The organism is Nonomuraea glycinis (assembly GCF_014646515.1).
GTDB classification, from domain to species: Bacteria; Actinomycetota; Actinomycetes; order Streptosporangiales; family Streptosporangiaceae; genus Nonomuraea; species Nonomuraea glycinis.
On the sequence record NZ_BMNK01000002.1, the window covers coordinates 116,083 to 135,577 of the forward strand.

The 19,495-nt window shown below is 69.7% G+C and carries 20 protein-coding genes and 1 pseudogene; 14 read left to right on the forward strand and 7 right to left on the reverse strand.

The window, feature by feature from the left end; all coding sequences use genetic code 11:
* Window positions 1–15: 15 nt before the first annotated feature.
* The 6 genes from IEY87_RS05695 (at window position 16) to pknB (ending at window position 7,999) form a co-directional block, all read left to right on the forward strand.
* Window positions 16–486, forward strand: coding sequence for an FHA domain-containing protein FhaB/FipA (locus IEY87_RS05695; RefSeq protein WP_189137435.1), 471 nt, complete (start codon window positions 16–18; stop codon window positions 484–486).
* Window positions 483–1,772 carry a Stp1/IreP family PP2C-type Ser/Thr phosphatase gene (locus IEY87_RS05700; RefSeq protein WP_189137436.1) on the forward strand — a complete coding sequence of 430 codons (1,290 nt, stop codon included), beginning with the start codon at window positions 483–485 and terminating at the stop codon, window positions 1,770–1,772. Before IEY87_RS05695 ends, IEY87_RS05700 begins: the two co-directional genes overlap by 4 nt.
* On the forward strand, window positions 1,772–3,166 hold the full coding sequence (locus IEY87_RS05705; protein WP_225277157.1) for an FtsW/RodA/SpoVE family cell cycle protein: 1,395 nt from the start codon (window positions 1,772–1,774) through the stop codon (window positions 3,164–3,166). The genes IEY87_RS05700 and IEY87_RS05705 overlap by 1 nt, the downstream gene beginning before the upstream one ends.
* Window positions 3,163–4,623 carry a peptidoglycan D,D-transpeptidase FtsI family protein gene (locus IEY87_RS05710; RefSeq protein WP_189137437.1) on the forward strand — a complete coding sequence of 487 codons (1,461 nt, stop codon included), beginning with the start codon at window positions 3,163–3,165 and terminating at the stop codon, window positions 4,621–4,623. The genes IEY87_RS05705 and IEY87_RS05710 overlap by 4 nt, the downstream gene beginning before the upstream one ends.
* Before the next feature lie 21 nt (window positions 4,624–4,644).
* On the forward strand, window positions 4,645–6,030 hold the full coding sequence (locus IEY87_RS05715) for a serine/threonine-protein kinase (RefSeq protein ID WP_189137438.1): 1,386 nt from the start codon (window positions 4,645–4,647) through the stop codon (window positions 6,028–6,030).
* An 85-nt stretch (window positions 6,031–6,115) separates the two neighbouring features.
* Window positions 6,116–7,999 (forward strand): Stk1 family PASTA domain-containing Ser/Thr kinase, encoded by a 1,884-nt coding sequence (gene pknB, locus IEY87_RS05720; RefSeq protein ID WP_189137439.1) that lies wholly within the window; start codon window positions 6,116–6,118, stop codon window positions 7,997–7,999.
* A gap of 230 nt (window positions 8,000–8,229) precedes the next feature.
* On the opposite strand, the gene IEY87_RS05725 is transcribed toward pknB, so the two are convergent.
* From IEY87_RS05725 to IEY87_RS05735, 3 genes are read right to left on the reverse strand one after another with little or no spacing between them, the layout of a single operon-like run.
* On the reverse strand, window positions 8,230–8,802 hold the full coding sequence (locus IEY87_RS05725) for an anthranilate synthase component II (protein WP_189137440.1): 573 nt from the start codon (window positions 8,800–8,802) through the stop codon (window positions 8,230–8,232).
* A complete protein-coding gene (locus IEY87_RS05730; RefSeq protein ID WP_189137441.1) occupies window positions 8,799–8,957 on the reverse strand; it encodes a hypothetical protein in 159 nt (52 codons plus the stop codon). Before IEY87_RS05730 ends, IEY87_RS05725 begins: the two co-directional genes overlap by 4 nt.
* Window position 8,958: 1 nt before the next feature.
* Complete coding sequence (locus tag IEY87_RS05735; protein ID WP_225277156.1) at window positions 8,959–9,561, reverse strand: class E sortase; 603 nt, start codon at window positions 9,559–9,561, stop codon at window positions 8,959–8,961.
* A gap of 144 nt (window positions 9,562–9,705) precedes the next feature.
* Between IEY87_RS05735 and IEY87_RS05740 the strand changes: the two genes are divergently transcribed.
* Window positions 9,706–9,951: a cell division protein CrgA gene (locus IEY87_RS05740; RefSeq protein ID WP_189137443.1), complete on the forward strand. Its 246-nt coding sequence runs from the start codon at window positions 9,706–9,708 to the stop codon at window positions 9,949–9,951.
* Between the two features lie 31 nt (window positions 9,952–9,982).
* Here IEY87_RS05740 and IEY87_RS05745 read toward each other — a convergent pair whose 3' ends face one another.
* Together IEY87_RS05745 and IEY87_RS05750 are read right to left on the reverse strand one after the other, a co-directional pair.
* A complete protein-coding gene (locus tag IEY87_RS05745) occupies window positions 9,983–10,852 on the reverse strand; it encodes a rhomboid family intramembrane serine protease (protein ID WP_189137444.1) in 870 nt (289 codons plus the stop codon).
* A 187-nt stretch (window positions 10,853–11,039) separates the two neighbouring features.
* Window positions 11,040–11,576, reverse strand: a complete 537-nt coding sequence (locus tag IEY87_RS05750) for a peptidylprolyl isomerase (RefSeq protein ID WP_373294328.1) — start codon at window positions 11,574–11,576, stop codon at window positions 11,040–11,042.
* A gap of 157 nt (window positions 11,577–11,733) precedes the next feature.
* Between IEY87_RS05750 and IEY87_RS05755 the strand changes: the two genes are divergently transcribed.
* The 3 genes from IEY87_RS05755 (at window position 11,734) to IEY87_RS05765 (ending at window position 15,991) form a co-directional block, all read left to right on the forward strand.
* The gene (locus tag IEY87_RS05755) at window positions 11,734–12,234 is read left to right on the forward strand and encodes a hypothetical protein (RefSeq protein WP_189137446.1); all 501 of its coding nucleotides are present in this window, start codon (window positions 11,734–11,736) and stop codon (window positions 12,232–12,234) included.
* 98 nt (window positions 12,235–12,332) lie between these two features.
* On the forward strand, window positions 12,333–15,038 hold the full coding sequence (locus IEY87_RS05760; protein ID WP_189137447.1) for a helix-turn-helix transcriptional regulator: 2,706 nt from the start codon (window positions 12,333–12,335) through the stop codon (window positions 15,036–15,038).
* A 53-nt stretch (window positions 15,039–15,091) separates the two neighbouring features.
* Complete coding sequence (locus IEY87_RS05765; protein ID WP_225277155.1) at window positions 15,092–15,991, forward strand: alpha/beta fold hydrolase; 900 nt, start codon at window positions 15,092–15,094, stop codon at window positions 15,989–15,991.
* A 42-nt stretch (window positions 15,992–16,033) separates the two neighbouring features.
* On the opposite strand, the gene IEY87_RS05770 is transcribed toward IEY87_RS05765, so the two are convergent.
* Entirely contained in the window at window positions 16,034–16,624 is a 591-nt protein-coding gene (locus IEY87_RS05770) for a TetR/AcrR family transcriptional regulator (protein ID WP_189137448.1), read from the reverse strand.
* Window positions 16,625–16,693: 69 nt separating this feature from the next.
* Here IEY87_RS05770 and IEY87_RS47115 point away from each other — a divergent pair.
* Together IEY87_RS47115 and IEY87_RS05780 are read left to right on the forward strand one after the other, a co-directional pair.
* A pseudogene (locus IEY87_RS47115) lies at window positions 16,694–16,999 on the forward strand (cytochrome P450); the annotation flags it as partial.
* Window positions 17,000–17,105: 106 nt separating this feature from the next.
* Window positions 17,106–17,990, forward strand: a complete 885-nt coding sequence (locus IEY87_RS05780; protein ID WP_189137449.1) for a cytochrome P450 — start codon at window positions 17,106–17,108, stop codon at window positions 17,988–17,990.
* Here the strand turns inward: IEY87_RS05780 and IEY87_RS05785 are convergent.
* Entirely contained in the window at window positions 17,953–18,123 is a 171-nt protein-coding gene (locus IEY87_RS05785) for a DUF3073 family protein (RefSeq protein WP_189137450.1), read from the reverse strand. The two genes, IEY87_RS05780 and IEY87_RS05785, sit on opposite strands and share 38 nt — an antisense overlap.
* A gap of 86 nt (window positions 18,124–18,209) precedes the next feature.
* Between IEY87_RS05785 and IEY87_RS05790 the strand changes: the two genes are divergently transcribed.
* Together IEY87_RS05790 and IEY87_RS05795 are read left to right on the forward strand one after the other, a co-directional pair.
* A complete protein-coding gene (locus IEY87_RS05790) occupies window positions 18,210–18,542 on the forward strand; it encodes an ArsR/SmtB family transcription factor (RefSeq protein ID WP_189137451.1) in 333 nt (110 codons plus the stop codon).
* Window positions 18,543–18,586: 44 nt separating this feature from the next.
* Window positions 18,587–19,465 (forward strand): 1,4-dihydroxy-2-naphthoyl-CoA synthase, encoded by an 879-nt coding sequence (locus IEY87_RS05795; RefSeq protein ID WP_189137452.1) that lies wholly within the window; start codon window positions 18,587–18,589, stop codon window positions 19,463–19,465.
* Window positions 19,466–19,495 lie beyond the last annotated feature (30 nt).

The following is a 19,495-nucleotide window of genomic DNA, read 5'->3' on the forward strand; positions in this document are numbered from 1 at the left end:
GTAGACAGACGGTCCATGTCCGAGCTCACGCTGCTGCTGATCCGGCTCGCCTTCCTGGCGGTGCTGTGGTTTTTCGTCATTGCCGCAGTCGGCGTGATCCGGACTGACTTGTTCGGGTCACGTACGGCTCCCGCCGGTCCACGCAAGGGGGTTAAGCCTGCCAAAGCCGTGGCAAAGCCCAAGAGCAAGAAGGGCGAGCCACGCCAGCTTGTTGTGACAGGTGGCCCCTTGCAAGGCACCACCATTAACCTCACGGAGACGCCCATCACCATTGGCCGGGCTAGTGACGCCACGCTGGTAGTCAGCGACGACTACGCATCCAGCCGGCATGCCCGGCTCTTCCCTCAGGACGGTCAGTGGATCGTGGAAGATCTCGGTTCAACCAACGGCACATATCTCGAGCGCTCGAAAGTCACCCGTCCGACCCCGGTGCCGCTCGGCGTTCCCGTCCGTGTCGGCAAGACAGTCATTGAATTGCGCAAATGACCATCGCACTCCGCTACGCCGCCCGCTCGGACGTCGGCCTCCTCCGCGAAGGAAACGAGGACTCGGCGTACGCTAGCGGCCGCCTGCTCGCCGTCGCGGACGGTATGGGCGGGCACGCTCACGGCGAGGTGGCGAGCTCCGTCGCCATCGCCGCAATGGCCTCCCTCGACGAGGCCCAGCAGGGCGGTGACCTGCTCAACGCCATCGAAGCGGCCGTACGCGACGCCAATCGCAAGCTGCACGAGATGGTCGGACGGGACCCCAGCCTCAAGGGCATGGGCACCACACTCACCGCGATGCTCTGGCAGGGCACCCAGGTCGCGCTCGTGCACGTCGGCGACTCGCGCGCCTACCTGCTCAGACGCGGCGAGCTCTACCAGATCACCCACGACCACACCCTGGTGCAGCAGCTCGTCGACGACGGGCGCATCACCCCGGAAGAGGCCGCGACGCATCCGCAGCGCTCGATCCTGCTGCGCGCGCTCGACGGCAGCGGCGAGGTCGATCCCGACCTCACGCTGCGCGAGGCACAGGTGGGCGACCGCTACCTGCTCTGCTCCGACGGCCTGTCGGGTGTGGTGAGCGCGGAGACGATGCACGCCACCCTCACCAACATCGACGATCCGGAAGAGGTCGTCCGCCAGCTCATCGACCTGGCGAACCGTGGGGGCGGGCCGGACAACATCACCTGCGTGCTCGCCGACGTGCTGGAGATCGGTGACGGCCAGCAGCCGCTCGCCGAGGCGGCCGTGGTCGGCGCGGCGGGCATGACCCGGCTGCCGCCAGGTCCCCACGAGACCGCTCCGGGGCGAGCCGACTCGGCCACCGCCCCGCAGCCGGTGATCAGCGGGGACGACTTCGACGAGCCGGCCGCCAGGACCTCCCGGCGGGCGGGCAAGCGCCGGCGCGTCTGGCCCGTGCTGGTCTCGGTGCTGTCCGTGGCCGTCGTCGCCGCGGGCGTCGGCGGCTATTTCGGCTGGCAGTGGACCCAGGACCAGTTCTTCGTCGGCGCGTCGGCCGACGAGGTGGTCGTCTTCCAGGGCATCCAGCAGGAGGTGGGCCCCCTCCAGCTCTTCTCCGTGGTCGAGCGCACCGGCAAGTCCGTCTCCGAGCTCTCGCCGCCCGACCAGGCCCTGATCAAGGGCGGCATCGAGGTCACCAACGTGGCCGAGGGCCTCACCAAGATCAACGGTCTGAGCTTCGCGAAGGACACGACGGAGCAGAAGGCCGCCCCGGCCGCCAGTTCGACGCCATCCGCGACCCCGACGAAAACGAAACCCCAGTAATGAGCGAAGTGGCCGAAGCCTCCGTGACCATGCCCGCCAAGCGGCGCGTGGCCCAACTCGCCATGCTGGCCTTCGCCGTCGCGATCGTCATGGGCGCCTACGCCAACGTGGGACTGGCGATGGGCGGGGCGATCCCGTCGGGCATGCTGACCTACGGCCTTGGCCTGGGCGCGCTGATGCTGGCGGCCTATCTGGTGCTCGCCAGGTTCGCCCCGTGGGCGGACCCGCTGATCCTGCCGCTGGTGACGCTCATCAACGGGCTCGGCCTGGTGATGATCTTCCGGCTCTCCGAGTCGCCCTCGACGCTGCCGTCCGCCAAGCTCGCCTCACCCAGCACCCAGCTGATGTGGACGTTCGTCGGCATCCTGATGTTCAGCCTCACCCTGATCTTCCTGCGTGACCACCGCGCGCTGCAGCGGCTGACCTACACCGCCGGCGCGGTGGGCCTGATCCTGCTGATCTCGCCGCTGACCCCCTTCCTCGGCCAGGAGATCAACGGCGCCCGCATCTGGGTCGGCATTCCCGGCGTCGGCCAGATCCAGCCCGCCGAGTTCGCCAAGCTGGCGCTGGTCGTCTTCTTCGCCGGCTACCTGGTGGCCAAGCGGGACGTGCTGGCCCTGGCCGGCCGCAGACTGCTCTTCATCGACCTGCCGCGCGCCCGCGACCTCGGCCCGGTGCTCATCACCTGGGGTGTCAGCCTGGGCGTCCTGGTGATGCAGAAGGACCTGGGCTCCTCGCTGCTGCTGTTCGGCACGTTCGTCGCGATGCTCTACATCGCCACCCAGCGCAGCTCCTGGGTGATCATCGGCATCCTGCTCTTCGTCGGCGGCGCCATCATGGCCGGGATGCTCTTCAACCACGTGCAGCAGCGCTTCAACGTCTATCTCAACCCCGGTGATCCCGTGCTGTTCGACGCGGTGGGCGGCAGCGCGCAGCTCATGCAGGGCCTGTTCGCCATGGGGTCGGGCGGCATCCTCGGCACCGGGCTCGGCCAGGGCCACCCCGAGCTCATCCCGCTGGCCTTCTCCGACTTCATCTTCCCCGCCACCGGCGAGGAGCTGGGGCTGACGGGCCTGATGGCCCTGCTCATGATGTACGCCCTGCTGGTCGAGCGTGGCCTGCGCACCTCGGTCGCGGCCCGCGACCCGTTCTCCAAGCTGCTGGCCGGCGGGCTGTCGTTCCTGCTGGCCTGGCAGGTGTTCATCATCGTCGGCGGCGTGACCAACCTGATCCCGCTGACCGGTCTGGTCACTCCGTTCATGTCACAGGGCGGCTCGGCGTTGCTGTCTAACTGGATCCTTATCGCGCTGCTGGTACGCATGTCAGACGCGGCGCGTAAGCCACCGCCCCAGGCGATCCAGAACGAAGGAATGACGCAGGTGTTCCAGCGATGAACGGGCCCATCAAGCGTGCGGCCGTGGCCTGCCTGGCCATGTTCGCGTTACTGATGATCAACGTGAACGTCCTCCAGGCGATCAACGCCGGGAAATACCGCGACGACGCCCGCAACACCCGCAACTACTACGACCGCTACGCGGTCCAGCGCGGCCGCATCACGGCCGGCGGCAAGGTGATCCTCGCCCAGTCCAAGGAGGCCAAGGGCGACTTCAAGTTCCTCAGGGAATACCCCGAGGCCGAGCTGTACGCGCACCTCACCGGCTTCTTCTCCCCCGAGAGCGCCTCGGCCATCGAGGCCAGCCAGAACAAGATGCTCGACGGCTCCAGCCCTGACCTGCTGCTGCAGCGCGGCATCGACCTGTTCACCGGTGAGCCGACCCGGGGCGCCAACGTCGACCTCACGATCAACCCCAAGGCGCAGAAGGCCGCCTACGACGCGCTCAAGCAGAGCGGCAAGCGCGGCGCCGTGGTGGCGATGGACCCCAAGTCCGGCGCGATCCTGGCGATGGTCTCGCTGCCCACCTACGACCCGGGCGAGCTGTCGGGCACCAACAAGGGCCAGGTGTTCGGCCGCTACGACGAGTTGGCCAAGCAGAAGTCGCAGCCGCTGCTCAACCGCAACATCGACCGCACCTACCCGCCCGGCTCGACCTTCAAGGTGCTGACCGCCGCGGCCTTCCTGGAGGACGACTCCAGCCGGGACGCCCAGACCGTGGTCGACGCGCCGCAGGTGCTGCAGCTGCCCAACACCACCGCGGGGCTGCCCAACTACGGCGGCGCGGCCTGTGGCTCCGGGCAGGTCACGCTCGTCTTCGCGCTGGAGAAGTCCTGTAACACGCCGTTCGGCAGCATCGGCATGGACCTCGGCTACGACAAGATGAACGAGCAACTGACGAAGTTCGGCGCGGGGCAGCCGCTGGCCGTTCCGATGTCGGTGGCGACGAGCAGCTTCGGCGAGAAAGAGGACCAGGCCGCGGTCGCCCAGGCCTCCATCGGCCAGCGCAGCGTCCAGATGACGCCGCTGCAGATGGCCATGATCGCCGCGGGCATCGCCAACGACGGCACGGTCATGAAGCCCTACCTGGTCAACAAGATCACCGACGCCAAGGGCGACGCGCTCGACGAGGCCGATCCCGAGGAGTTCAGCGAGGCGATCAGCTCGGAGACCGCGGGCAAGCTGCGCGACATGATGGTCAGCGTCGTCGCCAACGGCACCGCGAACCGGGCGCAGATTCCCGGCGTCGACGTGGCTGGCAAGACCGGCACCGCGGAGACCGCCGACGGTCAGCCGCCGCACGCCTGGTTCATCTCCTTCGCCCCCGCCAACGATCCGAAGATCGCACTGGCGGTGCTCGTGGAGTCCGGCGCCGCGAAGGTGGGCGCCGAGGCCACGGGCGGCGGCACGGCCGCGCCGATTGCAAAGGTCGTAATGGAGGCGGTGCTGAACCAGTGATGGACGGTAACGTGCTGGACCATGCGGCTCGGTAACCGCTACCAACTGCTCTCCCCCATAGCCACAGGCGGCATGGGGGAGGTCTGGCGTGCCCGCGACGAGCTGCTCGGCCGCGAAGTGGCGGTCAAGGTGCTGCGCAGCCACATCTACGCCGACCCCGGGTTCCGCGAGCGCTTCCGCAACGAGGCGCGGATCACCGCCGGCCTGGCCGACCCCGGCATCGCGCAGATCTTCGACTACGGCGAGCACAGCGACCTGGCCTACCTGGTGATGGAGCTGGTGCACGGCGAGCCGCTGTCGGCCATCCTGACGCGCAACGGCTCCCTCGGCCCCGAGGTGGCCCTGGACGTGCTGCACCAGACGGCCAAGGCGCTGCACGTCGCGCATGCCTCGGGCATCATCCACCGCGACATCAAGCCCGGCAACCTGCTCGTCACCTCCGAGGGCGCCATCAAGGTGACCGACTTCGGCATCGCCCGCGCGCTGGAGGCGGCGCCCCTCACCCAGACCGGCACGGTGCTCGGCACCGCCCAGTACGTCAGTCCCGAGCAGGCTCAGGGCCTGCCGCTGACACCGGCCACCGACCTCTACTCGCTGGGCGTCGTGGCCTACGAATGCCTGTCCGGGCGGACTCCGTTCCGGGCGGAGAGCGCGGTGGCGATCGCCCTGCTGCACCTCAACGAGGAGCCGCCGCCGCTGGGTGTGGACGTGCCCGCCCCGCTGCGGCAGCTCGTCATGGCGCTGCTGGCCAAGGACCCCGCCCAGCGCCCCGGCTCCGCGCTGGAGCTCGCCGACCGCGCGTACGTGCTGCGTGAGTCGCTGGTGGGCGGTGCGGTGGGCACCGAGCTCAGCATGCTGACCGATCCGTCCGGGTTCGAGGTGCGCCCGGCGGAGCCGGACGATGAGCGGCTCACCGACGACTTCGGCGAGCCGGCGGCGGAGACCGTCCTTCAGGAGTCCGCTCCCCCGCCCCGGCCGCGACGGCGGCGCGGGGTCGGGCGGACCCTGGCGCTGGCCGCCACCGCCGGATGCGTGGCGGCGGTCGGATTCGGCGCCTTCGCGTTCTCCTCCCCGCAGGTGGCGCCGGCGCCCGTGCCCACCCCCACGGCGGAGCCCGCCGAGCCGGCGGGCGGTGTCGCGAGCCCCAAGCACAAACCATCCCGTACTAAGACACAGACCCGTCGCCCTCCAGTTGTTACGGTGAAGTCGACAAGGCCGGTACCCTCACGGTCGGCTACGGTTACCAAGTCGGCAACTCCGACGAGACGGCCAACGCCGAAGCCAACCCCGACCGCCACCCGTACACCTACCCCCACACCGACCCCAACGCCGACTACGACGCCGACAGCGACACCTTCGGCCTCGCCGGACCCGGGTGAGACAAACCCGCCGAAGGAGGAGACGTGATGCGCCAACGGGTCGATGATGGACACCGGCGGCCGCCCCCCGAGCAGGCCGGCCACAAGATGAACGGTAAGGGACAGTGCAGGAAATGACTCAGCCTCGGCTACTCGGAGGTCGCTACGAGCTCGACGGTGTCGTCGGGCGCGGCGGCATGGCCGAGGTGTATCGCGCCCGAGACATCCGGCTGGACCGAATAGTCGCGATCAAGACTCTCCGGTCGGATCTGGCAAGGGACCACACCTTCCAGGCCCGGTTCCGTCGGGAGGCGCAGTCGGCGGCCTCGCTGAACCATCCGGCCGTGGTCGCCGTCTACGACACCGGCGAGGACGCCAGCGAGGGCACCCCCGTGCCCTACATCGTCATGGAGTACGTCGACGGCCGGACGCTGCGCGACCTGCTGCGCGCCGATCGGCGACTGCTGCCGGAGCGCGCGGTCGAGCTGGTCGACGGCATCCTGCGGGCGCTGGACTACAGCCACCGCGGCGGCATCGTGCACCGCGACATCAAACCCGCCAACGTGATGATCACGACCGGCGGCGAGATCAAGGTCATGGACTTCGGCATCGCCCGCGCGATGGCCGACTCGGCCGCGACCATGACGCAGACCGCGCAGGTGATAGGGACCGCCCAGTACCTCTCGCCCGAGCAGGCGCGCGGCGAGCGGGTCGACGCCCGCAGCGACATCTACTCCACCGGGTGCCTGCTCTACGAGCTGCTCACCGGCCAGCCGCCGTTCACCGGCGACTCCCCTGTCGCGATCGCCTACCAGCACGTCCGCGAGGACCCGATCCCGCCGTCGCAGATCGACCCGGAGATCCCTCAGTGGGCCGACGCGATCGTGCTCAAGGCCATGGCCAAGGACCCCGCCCACCGCTACCAGAGCGCGGGCGAGATGCGGGCCGACATTCAGCGGGCCATGTCCGGCATGCCGGTCGACGCGCAGACGATGACGATGTCCGGCAACTACGGCCAGGGCCAGGGCACCCGGATGATGACGGCGACCCAGTCCGCCGCCGGGCCGGCCACTCAGCGCTCCGGCGCGCTGCCTGACTACGAGTACGACGACGGTGGCGGTCGTGGTGGGCGGCGCAGAGCCGGCGGCGGCGGCAACACCGCGGTCAAGACCGCGGCCTGGATCATCATCCCGCTGCTGATCATCGGCGCGTTCATCACCGTGGGTTACGTGGTGCTCAGCGGCGGTGGCGGCGGCGCGTCGACCGACGCCGCGATCAAGGTGCCCGACCTGGCCACGCAGCAGCTCGACTACGCCCAGACGGAGCTGCAAGCTCTCGAGCTCAAGGCCGAGGTGATCGAAGAGTTCAGCGACAGCGACAAGGGCACGGTCATCAAGACCGACCCGGCCTCGGGTGTCGAGGTGGAGAAGGGCTCCATCGTCAAGGTCTACGTCTCCAAGGGGCAGCAGAAGGTCAAGGTGCCTGACGGGCTCATCGGCCTGTCCACCGACGAGGCCAACCAGCTCCTCACGGACGCGGGGCTGAAGGGCTCGGTCAAGACCAAGGCGTCCAGCAGGGCGCAGGGCAAGGTCTTCCAGACCGACCCGGAGGCCGGCAGCGCGATCGCGAAGGGTGGCACCGTCACCCTCTACATCCCCAAGCAGCTGGCCGAGGTGCCGAGCGTGCTCAACCTCACCGAGGCGGACGCCAAGAAGGTGCTCGAGAGCGCGGGCTTCAAGGTCCAGGTGCGCAAGCAGCCCGACCAGCAGGCCCAGGGCACGGTCATCCAGCAGAACCCCGGCGAGGGCGCCAAGCTCTCACCACGGATGACCGTCACGATCGTGGTCTCCGAGGGGCCGGCGGAACCGACCGCGAGCGAGCCGCCGCCGGACGGTTTCCCGGACGACGACCAGCCGACGAACGACGACACGGGCCAGCCGCCCACGGACGATTTCCCGACCCAGGAGGAGCCACCGGGCGACGACGATCCGTTCAGCGACAACGGCCTCAACGGCTGACAGACGTGTGAAGGCCGCCATCCCCACCGGGGGTGGCGGCCTTCGCGTGTGCCTGCTGAGTCCGTACCGCGTGCTGGTTTTGTACGCCTGCCCGGTCGTTCTGTACGCCTGGCCGCGCCGGACGGCGAGAAGCGCCCCCGCCGCTCGGGGGCAACGGCGGGGACGCTTGTCTTTGTGTCGTTTCGGGGCGGTTGTTCGTTACAGGAGTGCGTGCAGTTCTCCGGTGTTCGTCACAGGAGTGCGTGCAGCCAGTTCTCCAGGAGTTGGTGGCCGTGCTCCGACAGCACGGATTCGGGGTGGAACTGGATGCCTTCGATCGGCGCGGTGCGGTGGCGCAGGCCCATGATGACGCCGTCGTCGGTGCGCGCGGTCACGTCCAGCTCGTCGGGCACGGTTTCCGGGCGTACGGCCAGTGAGTGGTAGCGGGTCATCCGCACCGGCGACGGCAGCGCGGCGAAGACGCCCTTGCCGTCGTGGGAGATGGCGCTGGTGTCGCCGTGCACGAGCTCGGGGGCGCGGGCGACCGTGGCGCCGAAGGCGCAGGCGATGGCTTGGTGGCCCAGGCAGACGCCCAGCAGGGGCTGAGCTCGCCGCAGCGCGTGGTGGACCAGGGGGATGCTCACCCCGGCCGCCTCGGGCGTGCCGGGGCCGGGGCTGACGAGCACGCCGTCGAAGCCCTCGGCGTCGGCCACGCGCACGTCGTCCCGGGGGCGCACGTCACACGTGGCGCCCAGCATGCGAAGGTATTGGACGATGGTGTGGACGAAGCTGTCGTGGTTGTCCACCACCAGCACACGGCTCATCTGCGTACGGTCACCTCGTCGAGCGTCACAGCCGGCTCCCATAGGGGGAACACGACATACCAGAGTATGGCCACCGCGACGGCGGCCAGCACCACCGCCCCCAGCAGCTTGGTCCCGGTGTCACCGGGGAGCTTGCGCCACAGCCAGGCGTACACGTCACTCCTTCCTGAGCTCGGTCTGCTTGAGCACGCCGTGGACGATGAGCCGCTGGGCGGCCGAATACTCCGGATGGCAGGTGGACAGGGTGATGTACGGACGGATGGGCCGGATGTCGGGCTTGCCGGGGACGGGGGCGATCACCTCGATCTCATCCGGCTCCACGATGTCCTGGGAGGTCACCCGGTAGGTGTAGCGGGCCTCGCGGGCCTCGACGATGATCTCGTCGCCGCGCTCCAGCTCGTCGATGCGGTTGAACGGCGCGGCATACGTGGTCCGATGCCCCGAGACCACGAAATTTCCTACCTTGCCGGGCAGGGCGCTGCCGGGGTAGTGGCCCGGCCCCTTCTTCAGATGCTCGGCGTCCACTCCCTCCACCACGGCGTACTCGTAACCGCGGCCCAGCCTCGGGATGCGCAGCATGGCCAGCGCCCCGCCCAGCTCGATCTTCTCGATCCGCCCCGCCGCCAGCTCACGCTGGAGCAGCAGCTGCTGGCTCGCGGTGTAAGCGCCGGTGCCCCAGAGCAGGTAGGCGCAGAACAGCGTCAGGATCAGGCCCGCGGTGACGCTCAGCTCCCCCACGGTCCGTAGCGTGACCCGCACCCGGCCAGCGTATGCGTGCGCGATCGTGATCCCTGGGATCGCCATGTCCCGCGCGTGGCGACTATCCTGGGGCACGCTACGACTACCCTTAACGAAGAGCCTGCGGACGATCCGGAAGCCCAGGCCCTCAGCAGGAGTTATCCAGTGCCCAAGTCCAAGGCTCGCAAGAAGGCGGTTTACACCCCGCCGCAGAAGTCCCAGACGGTGAAGGTCAGCCCTCGCTGGCTGGCGCCGACGATGGTCGCGTCATGGATCATCGGCATCCTGTGGATCGCCACCTATTACGTGGCGCCCAACGCACCCTTCATCGGCGATCTGCAGAACTGGAATCTGCTGATCGGGTTTGTCTTCATCATCTTCGGTGTGGTTCTCTCCACCCGCTGGCGTTAGTTTTTCCACAGCTTTTCCACAGCTGGGGACGTCAGCGCAGGGTGTCGAGGATCGTGGCATCTCTGACCAGCACGAGCACCACGAGGATGGCCAGCGCTCCCACGATCGCCAGCACCTGCCACAGGGTCCGGTTGCTCTTGGGGGCGAAGGTGATGGCGCCCGCCAGCACCGCCCCGGTGATGAGGCCGCCCACGTGGCCGGTCCAGCTGATGCCCGGCACGATGAACGTGATGACCAGGTTGATCGCGATGAGCGCGGCGATGCCGCCCACCTCGGTGTTCAGCTTGCGCCCCACCACGAACATCGCGGCGAACAGCCCGAAGATGGCCCCGGACGCGCCCACGGTCGCCGAGTTGGGCTGATCCAGCCAGAACACCATCACCGAGCCGCCCAGTGCGCTGACCAGATAGACGGCCAGGAAACGGGCATGCCCGAAGGCCCGCTCCAGGTAGGGGCCGACCATGTAGAGGGCCCAGCAGTTGAACAGGATGTGGAAAACTCCGCCGTGCACGAACGCCGCGGAGATCAGCCGGTAATACTCGTCCAGCACGGCGACCCCGGCCGGCCACATGGCGAGCCGCTCGGTGACGTCCAGATCCGGGAGCTGCTGGGCGCCGAACACGACCACGTTGATGGCCAGCAGTGCCCAGGTCACGACGGGCGTGGTGACGACTGAGCCGCCGAAGGTGGATCTGGCCTGCCGGATGCCCTTGTTGCCCTCGGCCACGCACTCGGGACACTGGAACCCCACGGCGGCATCGCGCATGCAGTCGGGGCAGATCGGCCGGTCACACCGCTGGCAGCGGACCCAGGTCTCTTTGCCAGGATGCCGGTAGCACGTCGGCACCGCCTCCGCGGGCTGCTCGGGCTGCGAAGGCGTGCTGGGCGGCTGGCTGGTCATGACCGCAGCCTATGGCAGCGACGACCCTGCCGCGTCTGCCTGAGCGCCCTCGTGCGGCAGGCGGTGCACCGGCGACAGGCGGTGCACCGGCAGCCGCCGCGTGGACGGCAGGGCGGTGCGGGCCGCCGGGTGGACGACGGGCGATGCGGGGGCCGCCGGGTGGGCGGCCCCGTCGCGTCCGGTCAGGTCAGGCTTGGACCCGCTCGATGGTGACCGACTCCAGGACGACGTCCTCCACCGGGCGGTTGTTGCGGCCGGTCTGGGTCTTGGAGATCGCGTCGATCACGTCCTGGCCCTCGACCACCTCTCCGAAGATGGTGTGCTTCCCGTTGAGGTGCGGCGTGGGCACGCTGGTGATGAAGAACTGCGAGCCGTTGGTGCCCTTGCCGAACCGGATCCCGGCGTTGGCCATGGCCAGCAGGTAAGGACGGTCGAAATAGAGGTCCGGGTAGATCTCGTCGTCGAACTCGTAGCCGGGGCCGCCGATGCCCTGACCGAGCGGGTCGCCGCCCTGGATCATGAAGTCGGGGATGATCCGGTGGAAGATCGTGCCGTCGTAGTAGCGGTTCGTGCTCTTCTCACCGGTGCCCGGGTGGGTCCACTCGCGGCTGCCCTCGGCGAGCTCGACGAAGTTTCGCACCGTCTTGGGCGCCTTGTTGGGGAAAAGCTCGACTTTGATATTGCCACGATTGGTCTGCAGATGTGCGATCAGCTTCTCAGCCACGAGACAGCTGCCTTCCTCTATGTACGACATTGATTTATACGGTTTTGATGCCTATGGCCGTTGGGCCGCTGTAGCCATCCTCCCATGGGTCGCCATGATTGAGCCGCCTTGTACCGGGAAGGTCAGGCGCGGGGCCCCAACAACAGGGGAGGTAGACGTGTCCCTGACACTGAGAAGACGACGCGTGGTCATAGAGGTACCCACCACGTGGACGGGCCGGATGAAGGCCCAGGCCGTGCGAACCGGCCGACGGATGGCGCCGATGGCGGATCAGGCCAAGTTGGTCGCCAACCGGCGAGTGGAAGACGCCCGTTACAGGGTGGCACCAATGCTAGAGAATGCCGCACACCGGGTCGAGGACCAACTCGCCCCGAAGGTCAGCTACGTGCTGACCACGGCAGCGGACAGGGTGAGTCCGGTCAGGCGGAAGTCCCGGCAGTGGCCGATGTTCACCCTGATGACCGGTCTTGCGCTGGGAGCGGTGGGCTACATGTTCTACCGCCGCAATGCCCAGCAGTGGACCGATCACATGAAGGAATCGGCGTCCGACGCCTCACGCTGGGTCAGCGAGAAGTCCGACAGGACGAGGGAAACGGCGGACCAGGCCGGTGCGACGATGTCCAGCACGGCGGATGAGGCTTCACGAAAGATGTCGTGATCCGCAGTGAGAGCGCGCTCCCGTGGTACGGGGGCGCGCTCTCCCATGTCCGGCGACTGTGAGCTTTGTCGCTGCATGTGACTTATAGGGTCATTGTCATGCTTTACGGCAGGACCGCGGAGACTGCCGCGATCGACGACCTCATCGGTGCGGCGGCGGCGGGAGCGGGGCGCGCGCTGGTGCTGCGTGGCGAGGCGGGTGTCGGCAAGTCGTCGCTGCTCGACCTGGCGGCCTCTCGGGCGACCGCGATGGCCGCGCCGGTGGTGGTGTTGCGGGCTCAGGGAGTCGAGGGCGAGGCCGATCTGGCGTTCGCGGCGCTGCACCAGTTGCTGCGGCCGGTGACCGGGCTGCTCGGCACGCTCCCCGGGCCGCAGCGGGACGCGGTGTCGGGGGCGCTCGGGCTGGCCGCGCCCAGTGCGGACCGGTTCCTCGTGTCGGCGGGCGTGCTCTCGCTGCTGGCCGAGGCCGCAGCCGGCGGCGGGCTGCTCTGTCTCGCCGACGACTTCCAGTGGTTCGATCGGGCCTCGGCCGACGCGGTGCTGTTCGCGGCCAGGAGGCTTCGGACGGAGAAGGTGTCGATGCTGCTGGCCGTACGGGGTGACGGTCAGTGCAAGGGGGTGCCGGAGCTGCCGGTGGGCGGGCTCGACCCGGAGAGCGCGGTCAGGCTGCTGGACTCCAAGGCGGTGGTGGCGCCCGGCGTGCGGGCTCAGCTCGTGTCGCTGACCGGTGGGAACCCGCTGGTCCTGGGCGAGACCGTGGCGTTGCTGAGCGCCGACCGGCTCGCCGGGCGCGTGCCGCTGCCCGACCCGTTGCCGGGTGGCGAGCAGCTCTTCGGTGAGCAGGTCGCCCGCCTGTCCGGGGACGCCCGCCGCGTCCTGCTCGTCGCCTCCCTGGAGAGCGACCTCTCCTTGGTCCTGTACGCCGCCGCCCACCTGTCCGCCGGCGACCCGTCCCCAGGCCCCGAGGAGACCTCCGGCAACCCCCGGAGCGACTACGGCAACCCCTTGGAAGGCCGGGCGATGGCAGGGCTGCATGAGGCCGAGAGCGTCGGGTTGGTCACCGTTTCCGGGGAGAAGGTGCGGTTCCGGCATCCGCTCGTCAGGTCGGCGGTGCACGCCTCGGCCAGTTCGGTGGAGCTGCGGCGAGCGCACGCGGCGCTGGCCGGCCTGGTGGAGGGTGACAGGCGCGCCTGGCATCTGGCCGCCGCCACCGTCGGGCAGGACGAGGCCGTGGCCGCCGCACTGGCCGCGTCGGCGGCACGGGCACAGGCCAGGGGTGGGTACGGCGACGCGGCCAACGCCTGGGCGAGGGCGGCGGAGCTCACGCCGGAGCCGCTGACCCGCGCCCGCCGCTTCAAGGACGCGTCCGCCGCCGCCTGGCTCGGCGGCCGCCCCGGCCAGGCACAGACCTACCTCGCGGACGCCCGCCGGCTCGCAGCCCTGGCGACAGGTGCGGATGGTGGGCTGGTCGAGGAGATCGGGCAGTTGCGGGGGCGGTTCGAGCTCAACTCCGGGGACGCGGCCGAGGCGATGCGGATGCTGGCGGCCGGGCGTGGCATGGGGATGCTGGCGGACGCGTGTGAGGCCGCGAACTGTGTGGGCGATGTGGACGCCATCATCGAGATCGGGCGCAGGGCACGAGCGTTTCCGCGCGGGTTCGTACGGGATGTGGTGGTCGGGATCGGGGCGATGCTGGCGGACGGCAGCGGCGGGGAGCTGCTGCGGGGGGCGGTGGAACGGGCGGACGAGCTGGCGGAGGCGGCCGAGTTCCTGTGGGCGTCGGCGGCGGCCTCGTACCTGGGTGAGGCCGATGCCGCCGCCGAGCTGGCCGGCCGGGCGGGCCGGGTGGCCAGGGTGTCGGGGATGACGGGCCAGCTGCCGGTGGTGCTGGAGTACCTGTCCACGGCCGAGCGGCTGAAGGGGAGGCCGGCCGAGAGCGCCGCCATCGCCGAGGAAGGGCTGGCGCTGGCCCGTGAGGCGGGCTACCGGAACTCCGAGGCGGCGCACCTCGCCAACCTGGCGGTGGTGGCGGCGCTGCGGGGCGAGGAGGAGGCCTGCCGGCGGTACGGGGAGCAGGCGCTGGCGATCGCGGTGCCGCATCGGGTCGGGTTGCGGGTGGGGGTGGCGGCGTACGCGCTGGCCCTGCTGGATCTGGGGCTGGGCAGGTTCGCCGCGGCGCATGACCGTTTCGTGGCCATCACGCGGGCCGGGCCGGGGGCGGGCCATCCGACCGTGGTGTGGCGCACCACCCCCGACCGGGTGGAGGCGGCGGTGGCGGTGGGTGAGATCGAGGCGGCGCGGGAGGCGCTGGCGGGGCTGGAGCGGTGGGGCGAGGCCAGGTCCGCCGAGTCGCGGGCGCTGCGGCTGCGCTGCCGGGGGCTGCTGGACGGCGACGCGGCGGACTTCGAGGAGGCGCTGCGGCTGCACCAGGAGCCGTTCGAGGGGGCGCGCACCGCCATGCTCTACGGGGAGCGGCTGCGGCGTACCCAGGAGCCGGGAAAGGCCAGGGGGCACCTGCGGGCGGCGCTGGAGACGTTCCAGAGGCTGGGGGCGGAGCCGTGGGCGCGGCGGGCGCTCGACGAGCTGCGGGCGGCGGGCGAGGCGGCCGAGAGGCCGGCGAGCGACGCGTGGGTCGCGCTAACGCCGCAGGAGCTGCGCATCGCGCGGCTGGTGGCGGAGGGGGCGTCGAGCAAGGAGGTGGCGGTCCGGCTGTTCCTCAGCCCGCGTACGATCGAGTACCACCTGTACAAGATCTATCCGAAGCTCGGCATCACGAGCCGTACTGAGCTCGCCCGGCTTCTGTAGAGGCCAGTAGTTCTACGGAAGGCACCGGTACGGGCGGCGGGCAGGCTGAGGGCATGCAAACGAAACTGATCGACATGGACGGCATCGAGCTCTACACCGAGGAGTTCGGCGACCCTGCTCACCCGCCGGTCCTGCTGGTGGCCGGCTCGATGTCCCAGGGCATCATGTGGCCGGACGAGCTCGTCGGGCGGCTGGTCGCGGGCGGTCGCCGGGTGATCCGCTACGACCACCGCGACACCGGCAGGTCGGGCACCGTGGACTTCGACGCGCACCCGTACAGCTGGCTCGATCTCAAGGACGACGTGCTGCGGGTGATGGACGCGTACGGGCTGGAGGGTGTGCATCTGGTCGGCCATTCGGCGGGCGGGCTGATCAGCCAGATCGTGGCCCTTGAGCAGCCGGCGCGGGTGCTGACGCTCACCCTGTTCGGCGCGTCCCCGCTGGGGATGGGCGAGGGCGAGGTGCTGATGCGGGCGCTCACCGGACAGCCGCAGCCGGAGGGCAGTCTGCCGCCGCCCACGCCGGAGTTCGTGCGCTGCTTCACCGAGCTGATCACGGGGACGCCGCCCACGACCAGGGGTGCGGAGATCGACCGGCTGATCGCCGAGGCCAGGGTGCTGAACGGCACCGCGCTGCCGTTCGACGAGGACGCCGAGCGGCGGCTGGCCGAGCGGGTGCACGAGCGGGCGAGGGATCTCTCGGCGCTGGTGAACCACCGCCGGGCCGGGGCGGAGAACCCGGGCTTCGAGCCGGAAGGCGTGCTCGGCCAGGTGAAGGCGCCGACGCTGGTCATCGAGGGCACGCACGAGCCGGTCAAGCCGGGACACGGCGCGATCATCGCCGAACAGATCCCGGGGGCGCGGCTGCTGATGGTCCGGGACATGGGGCACCTGATCGCGCCGCAGGTGGTGGAGGAGCTGGCCGGGGCGCTCCTCACGCACACGGCGCGTTGACCCGCTCTCGTATCGCGGCGCGTTGCACACTCGTACGGCGAATCAGCCGGTGATCTGCGACAGGGCGGCGAGTGCCTGCACGACCTGGCGGGCGTCGGGGGTGCTCTCCGGGTCGAGGAGCCACTGGATCATCAGGCCGTCGGTGATCGCGATCAGCACGGAGACCAGCACCTCGGGCGCGACGGGCATCTCGACGCCGAACTCGGTGCCGGCCCGGCGGAGCATGTCCACGCCCGCCTGGCGGCTCTTGGCATAGGCGGCGGCCAGCTTGTCCCGCAGGGCGCTCTCGCGCAGTGCGGCCGGATAGCCCTCCAGGCAGACGACAAGCTGGGGACGCAGCTCGTCGAACACGTCCACGAGCGCGGTCATGGCACGTTCGAGCAGCTCGCGGGGGGAGCCGACGCCGCCCGGGCCGAAGATGGTCCGCTCGACCCGCTCGGTCCACGCCTCGAAGCAGTCGGCGATGGCCTCGTGGAGCAGGGCGTCCTTGCCGCCGAAGTGGTAGCCGATGGAGGCCAGGTTGGTCCCCGACGCGGCGACCAGGTCGCGGGCCGTGGTGCGGGCGTAGCCCTTTTCGGCCAGGCAGGTCACCGCTCCTGCCAGGAGCCTTTCGCGGGCCTCTTTTCGTGACACGTGATCCATGCTACTGATGTATACAAGCGTCTATGACAGACGTACGTATACATCTGAGGAGATGCCGTCATGCTGCCACCCGGCCCACGACTCCCCTCGCCGCTCCAGCTGGCGTGGTTCGCGAGAGATCCGGCAGGGCTGTTCGAGAGCTGTCACCGCAGGTACGGCCCGGTCTTCACGATGCGATACCCCGGCTTCCCGCCCGAGGTGTACGTCGCCACCGCGGAGCTGGCCGAGCAGGTCTACCGGACCGACGCGGGCGGAGGGAACGCCGGCGAGGCCCGGCGTGACTTCCTCGAACTCCTGGTGGGCGCGCACTCGGTGCTGACCCTGGACGGCGACGACTGGGCGAAACACCGCAAGGCGCTCACCCCCCCTGCGTGCCAGGCAGGTCGCCGGCTACCACGACGAGATCGCGGCCATCGCCGCCGAGAAGATCGCCACCTGGCCGCTGGGCGAGCCGTTCACGCTGCGCGACCGCATGCAGGAGATCACGCTGGAGATCATCATCCGGCTGGTCTTCGGCATCCGCGACGCCGGGCGCATCGGCCGGCTGCGGGCGTTGCTCCCGCGGCTGATCGAAGCCGGTGGGTCCATGTCCGTGGCGATGCTGCCGCCCCGGCTGCGCGAGCCGATGGCCCGCCTGCCGTTCTCGCCGTACGTGCGCTTCCTCAGGGTGCGCGCCGCCGTCGACGCGATCCTGTTCGAGGAGATCGCCCGCCGCAGGAAGGAGCCCGAAGGGACGGACGTACTGAGCAGGTTGCTGGCGACCGGGCTCGGCGACCAGGAGGTGCGCGACGAGCTGATCACTTTGCTGATCGCCGGGCACGAGACCACGGCGACCGGCCTGGCGTGGGCCTTCGAGCGACTGCTGCGCCTGCCGGACGTGCTGCGACGGCTGCCGGACGACGAGCCCTACCTCGACGCGGTGATCAAGGAGGTGCTACGCGTCCGGCCCGTCGTCTATGAGGCTCCCAGGGTGCTCGACGCCCCGCTACGGCTGGGTGGGTATGAGATCCCGGCCGGATGGTACGCGGGACCGTCGATCCCGCTCGTGCACCACGACGCGGCGGTCTTCCCGTCGCCGGAGGAGTTCCGGCCGGAACGCTTCCTCGGCGGACGGCAGAGCCTCGACGGGCGGCAGAGCAGAGCCTGGATGCCGTTCGGCGGCGGCCGTCGCTTCTGCGTCGGCGCGCAGCTGGCACTGCTGGAGATGCGGGTCATCATCCGCGAAGTGCTACGCCGCCTGGAGCTCACGGCACCGGATCCGGCGCCCGAGGCCAGGCGGCTCGCGAACGTCACCTTCGCTCCCGCACGACTAACGCGCGTTATTGCGCGCGCTCACTATCCTGCTCGGACGCCGTAGCCGAGCGCATCTCATCCCGCTCGTCGTCGGCGCCCAACTCCTTGCGGAGCCGGTCATAGTCGATGTTGTGGTTGGTGTACTTCAGCTGGCGAGCGACCTTCGTCTGCTTCGCCTTGGCTCTTCCTCGGCCCATGGCTACTCCCTAGTCCCCGCTGTCATCCTAGCCAACAACGTTACGACTTGAAGAATTATGCAACTGCGCTCGATTAGTCTGGCAGTATGCACGTGGAGGTCAACCAGGCCAAGGCCGACTTCTTCCGAACTCTCGGCCACCCCGCTCGCATCCGAGTGTTGGAGCTACTCCAGGAAGGGCCACTGCCCGTCAGGGAGCTCCTGGCCCAGATCGACATCGAGGCGTCCAGCCTCTCCCAGCAGCTCGCGGTCCTGCGCAGGGCGGGCATCGTGAGCGCCATCCGCGAAGGCAGCACCGTGGTCTACACGCTGGCCACTCCGGAGCTCGCCGACCTGCTCGTCACCGCCCGCCGCATCCTGACCGACATGCTCGCCGACCAGGGCCAGTTGCTGGCAGAGCTCCGGGCGGAGGTCACCTAGGCCGCCCTGAGGGGCCAGAGCCCTCATCGGTTAGGCTCTGGCCCATGGTCTCCGAGCTCTTCGATGCCAAGGCGTGGCAGGTCGTCGACGGTTTCGACTTCGCCGACATCACCTACCACCGCGCCGTCGACCAGGGCACCGTGCGGATCGCGTTCAACCGCCCGGAGGTGCGCAACGCCTTCCGGCCGCAGACCGTGGACGAGCTCTACCGCGCCCTCGACCACGCCCGCCAGAGCACGGACGTGGGCTGCGTCCTGCTGACCGGCAACGGCCCGTCGCCCAAGGACGGCGGCTGGGCGTTCTGCTCCGGCGGCGACCAGCGCATCAGGGGCAAGGACGGCTATCAGTACGCCGACGGCACGGCCTCGACCGGCCGCCTGCACATTCTCGAGGTGCAGCGGCTGATCCGCTTCATGCCCAAGATCGTCATCGCCGTGGTCCCCGGCTGGGCCGCGGGCGGCGGGCACAGCCTGCACGTTGTGGCCGATCTCACACTCGCCAGCGCCGAGCACGGCCTGTTCAAGCAGACCGACGCCGACGTGGCGAGCTTCGACGGCGGCTTCGGCTCGGCTTACCTGGCCCGCCAGGTGGGCCAGAAGTTCGCCCGGGAGATCTTCTTCCTCGGCGACACCTACTCCGCCGCGGACGCCCACCGGATGGGCATGGTCAACGCGGTCGTGCCGCACGAGGAGCTGGAGACGGTGGCCCTGGAGTGGGGCCGCAAGATCAACGGCAAGTCGCCGACGGCCCAGCGGATGCTGAAGTTCTCCTTCAACCTGATCGACGACGGGCTGGTGGGGCAGCAGGTGTTCGCCGGTGAGGCGACCCGGCTGGCCTACATGACGGACGAGGCCGCCGAGGGCCGCGACTCCTTCCTGGACAAGCGCGAGCCCGACTGGTCCCCGTACCCCTGGCACTACTAGCCGGGCGCCCAGGATCCGATCCCCACGCCA

What these genes read in the sequence shown, in the direction of transcription:
- IEY87_RS05780 (WP_189137449.1), top strand. Translation starts at nt 17,106, where the DNA reads ATGCAGGAGATCACGCTGGAGATCATCATCCGGCTGGTCTTCGGCATC.
- IEY87_RS05695 (WP_189137435.1), top strand. Translation starts at nt 16, where the DNA reads ATGTCCGAGCTCACGCTGCTGCTGATCCGGCTCGCCTTCCTGGCGGTG.
- IEY87_RS05705 (WP_225277157.1), top strand. Translation starts at nt 1,772, where the DNA reads ATGAGCGAAGTGGCCGAAGCCTCCGTGACCATGCCCGCCAAGCGGCGC.
- IEY87_RS05790 (WP_189137451.1), top strand. Translation starts at nt 18,210, where the DNA reads ATGCACGTGGAGGTCAACCAGGCCAAGGCCGACTTCTTCCGAACTCTC.
- IEY87_RS05760 (WP_189137447.1), top strand. Translation starts at nt 12,333, where the DNA reads ATGCTTTACGGCAGGACCGCGGAGACTGCCGCGATCGACGACCTCATC.
- IEY87_RS05785 (WP_189137450.1), bottom strand. Translation starts at nt 18,123, where the DNA reads ATGGGCCGAGGAAGAGCCAAGGCGAAGCAGACGAAGGTCGCTCGCCAG.
- IEY87_RS05710 (WP_189137437.1), top strand. Translation starts at nt 3,163, where the DNA reads ATGAACGGGCCCATCAAGCGTGCGGCCGTGGCCTGCCTGGCCATGTTC.
- IEY87_RS05795 (WP_189137452.1), top strand. Translation starts at nt 18,587, where the DNA reads ATGGTCTCCGAGCTCTTCGATGCCAAGGCGTGGCAGGTCGTCGACGGT.
- IEY87_RS05745 (WP_189137444.1), bottom strand. Translation starts at nt 10,852, where the DNA reads ATGACCAGCCAGCCGCCCAGCACGCCTTCGCAGCCCGAGCAGCCCGCG.
- pknB (WP_189137439.1), top strand. Translation starts at nt 6,116, where the DNA reads ATGACTCAGCCTCGGCTACTCGGAGGTCGCTACGAGCTCGACGGTGTC.
- IEY87_RS05765 (WP_225277155.1), top strand. Translation starts at nt 15,092, where the DNA reads ATGCAAACGAAACTGATCGACATGGACGGCATCGAGCTCTACACCGAG.
- IEY87_RS05700 (WP_189137436.1), top strand. Translation starts at nt 483, where the DNA reads ATGACCATCGCACTCCGCTACGCCGCCCGCTCGGACGTCGGCCTCCTC.
- IEY87_RS05715 (WP_189137438.1), top strand. Translation starts at nt 4,645, where the DNA reads ATGCGGCTCGGTAACCGCTACCAACTGCTCTCCCCCATAGCCACAGGC.
- IEY87_RS05725 (WP_189137440.1), bottom strand. Translation starts at nt 8,802, where the DNA reads ATGAGCCGTGTGCTGGTGGTGGACAACCACGACAGCTTCGTCCACACC.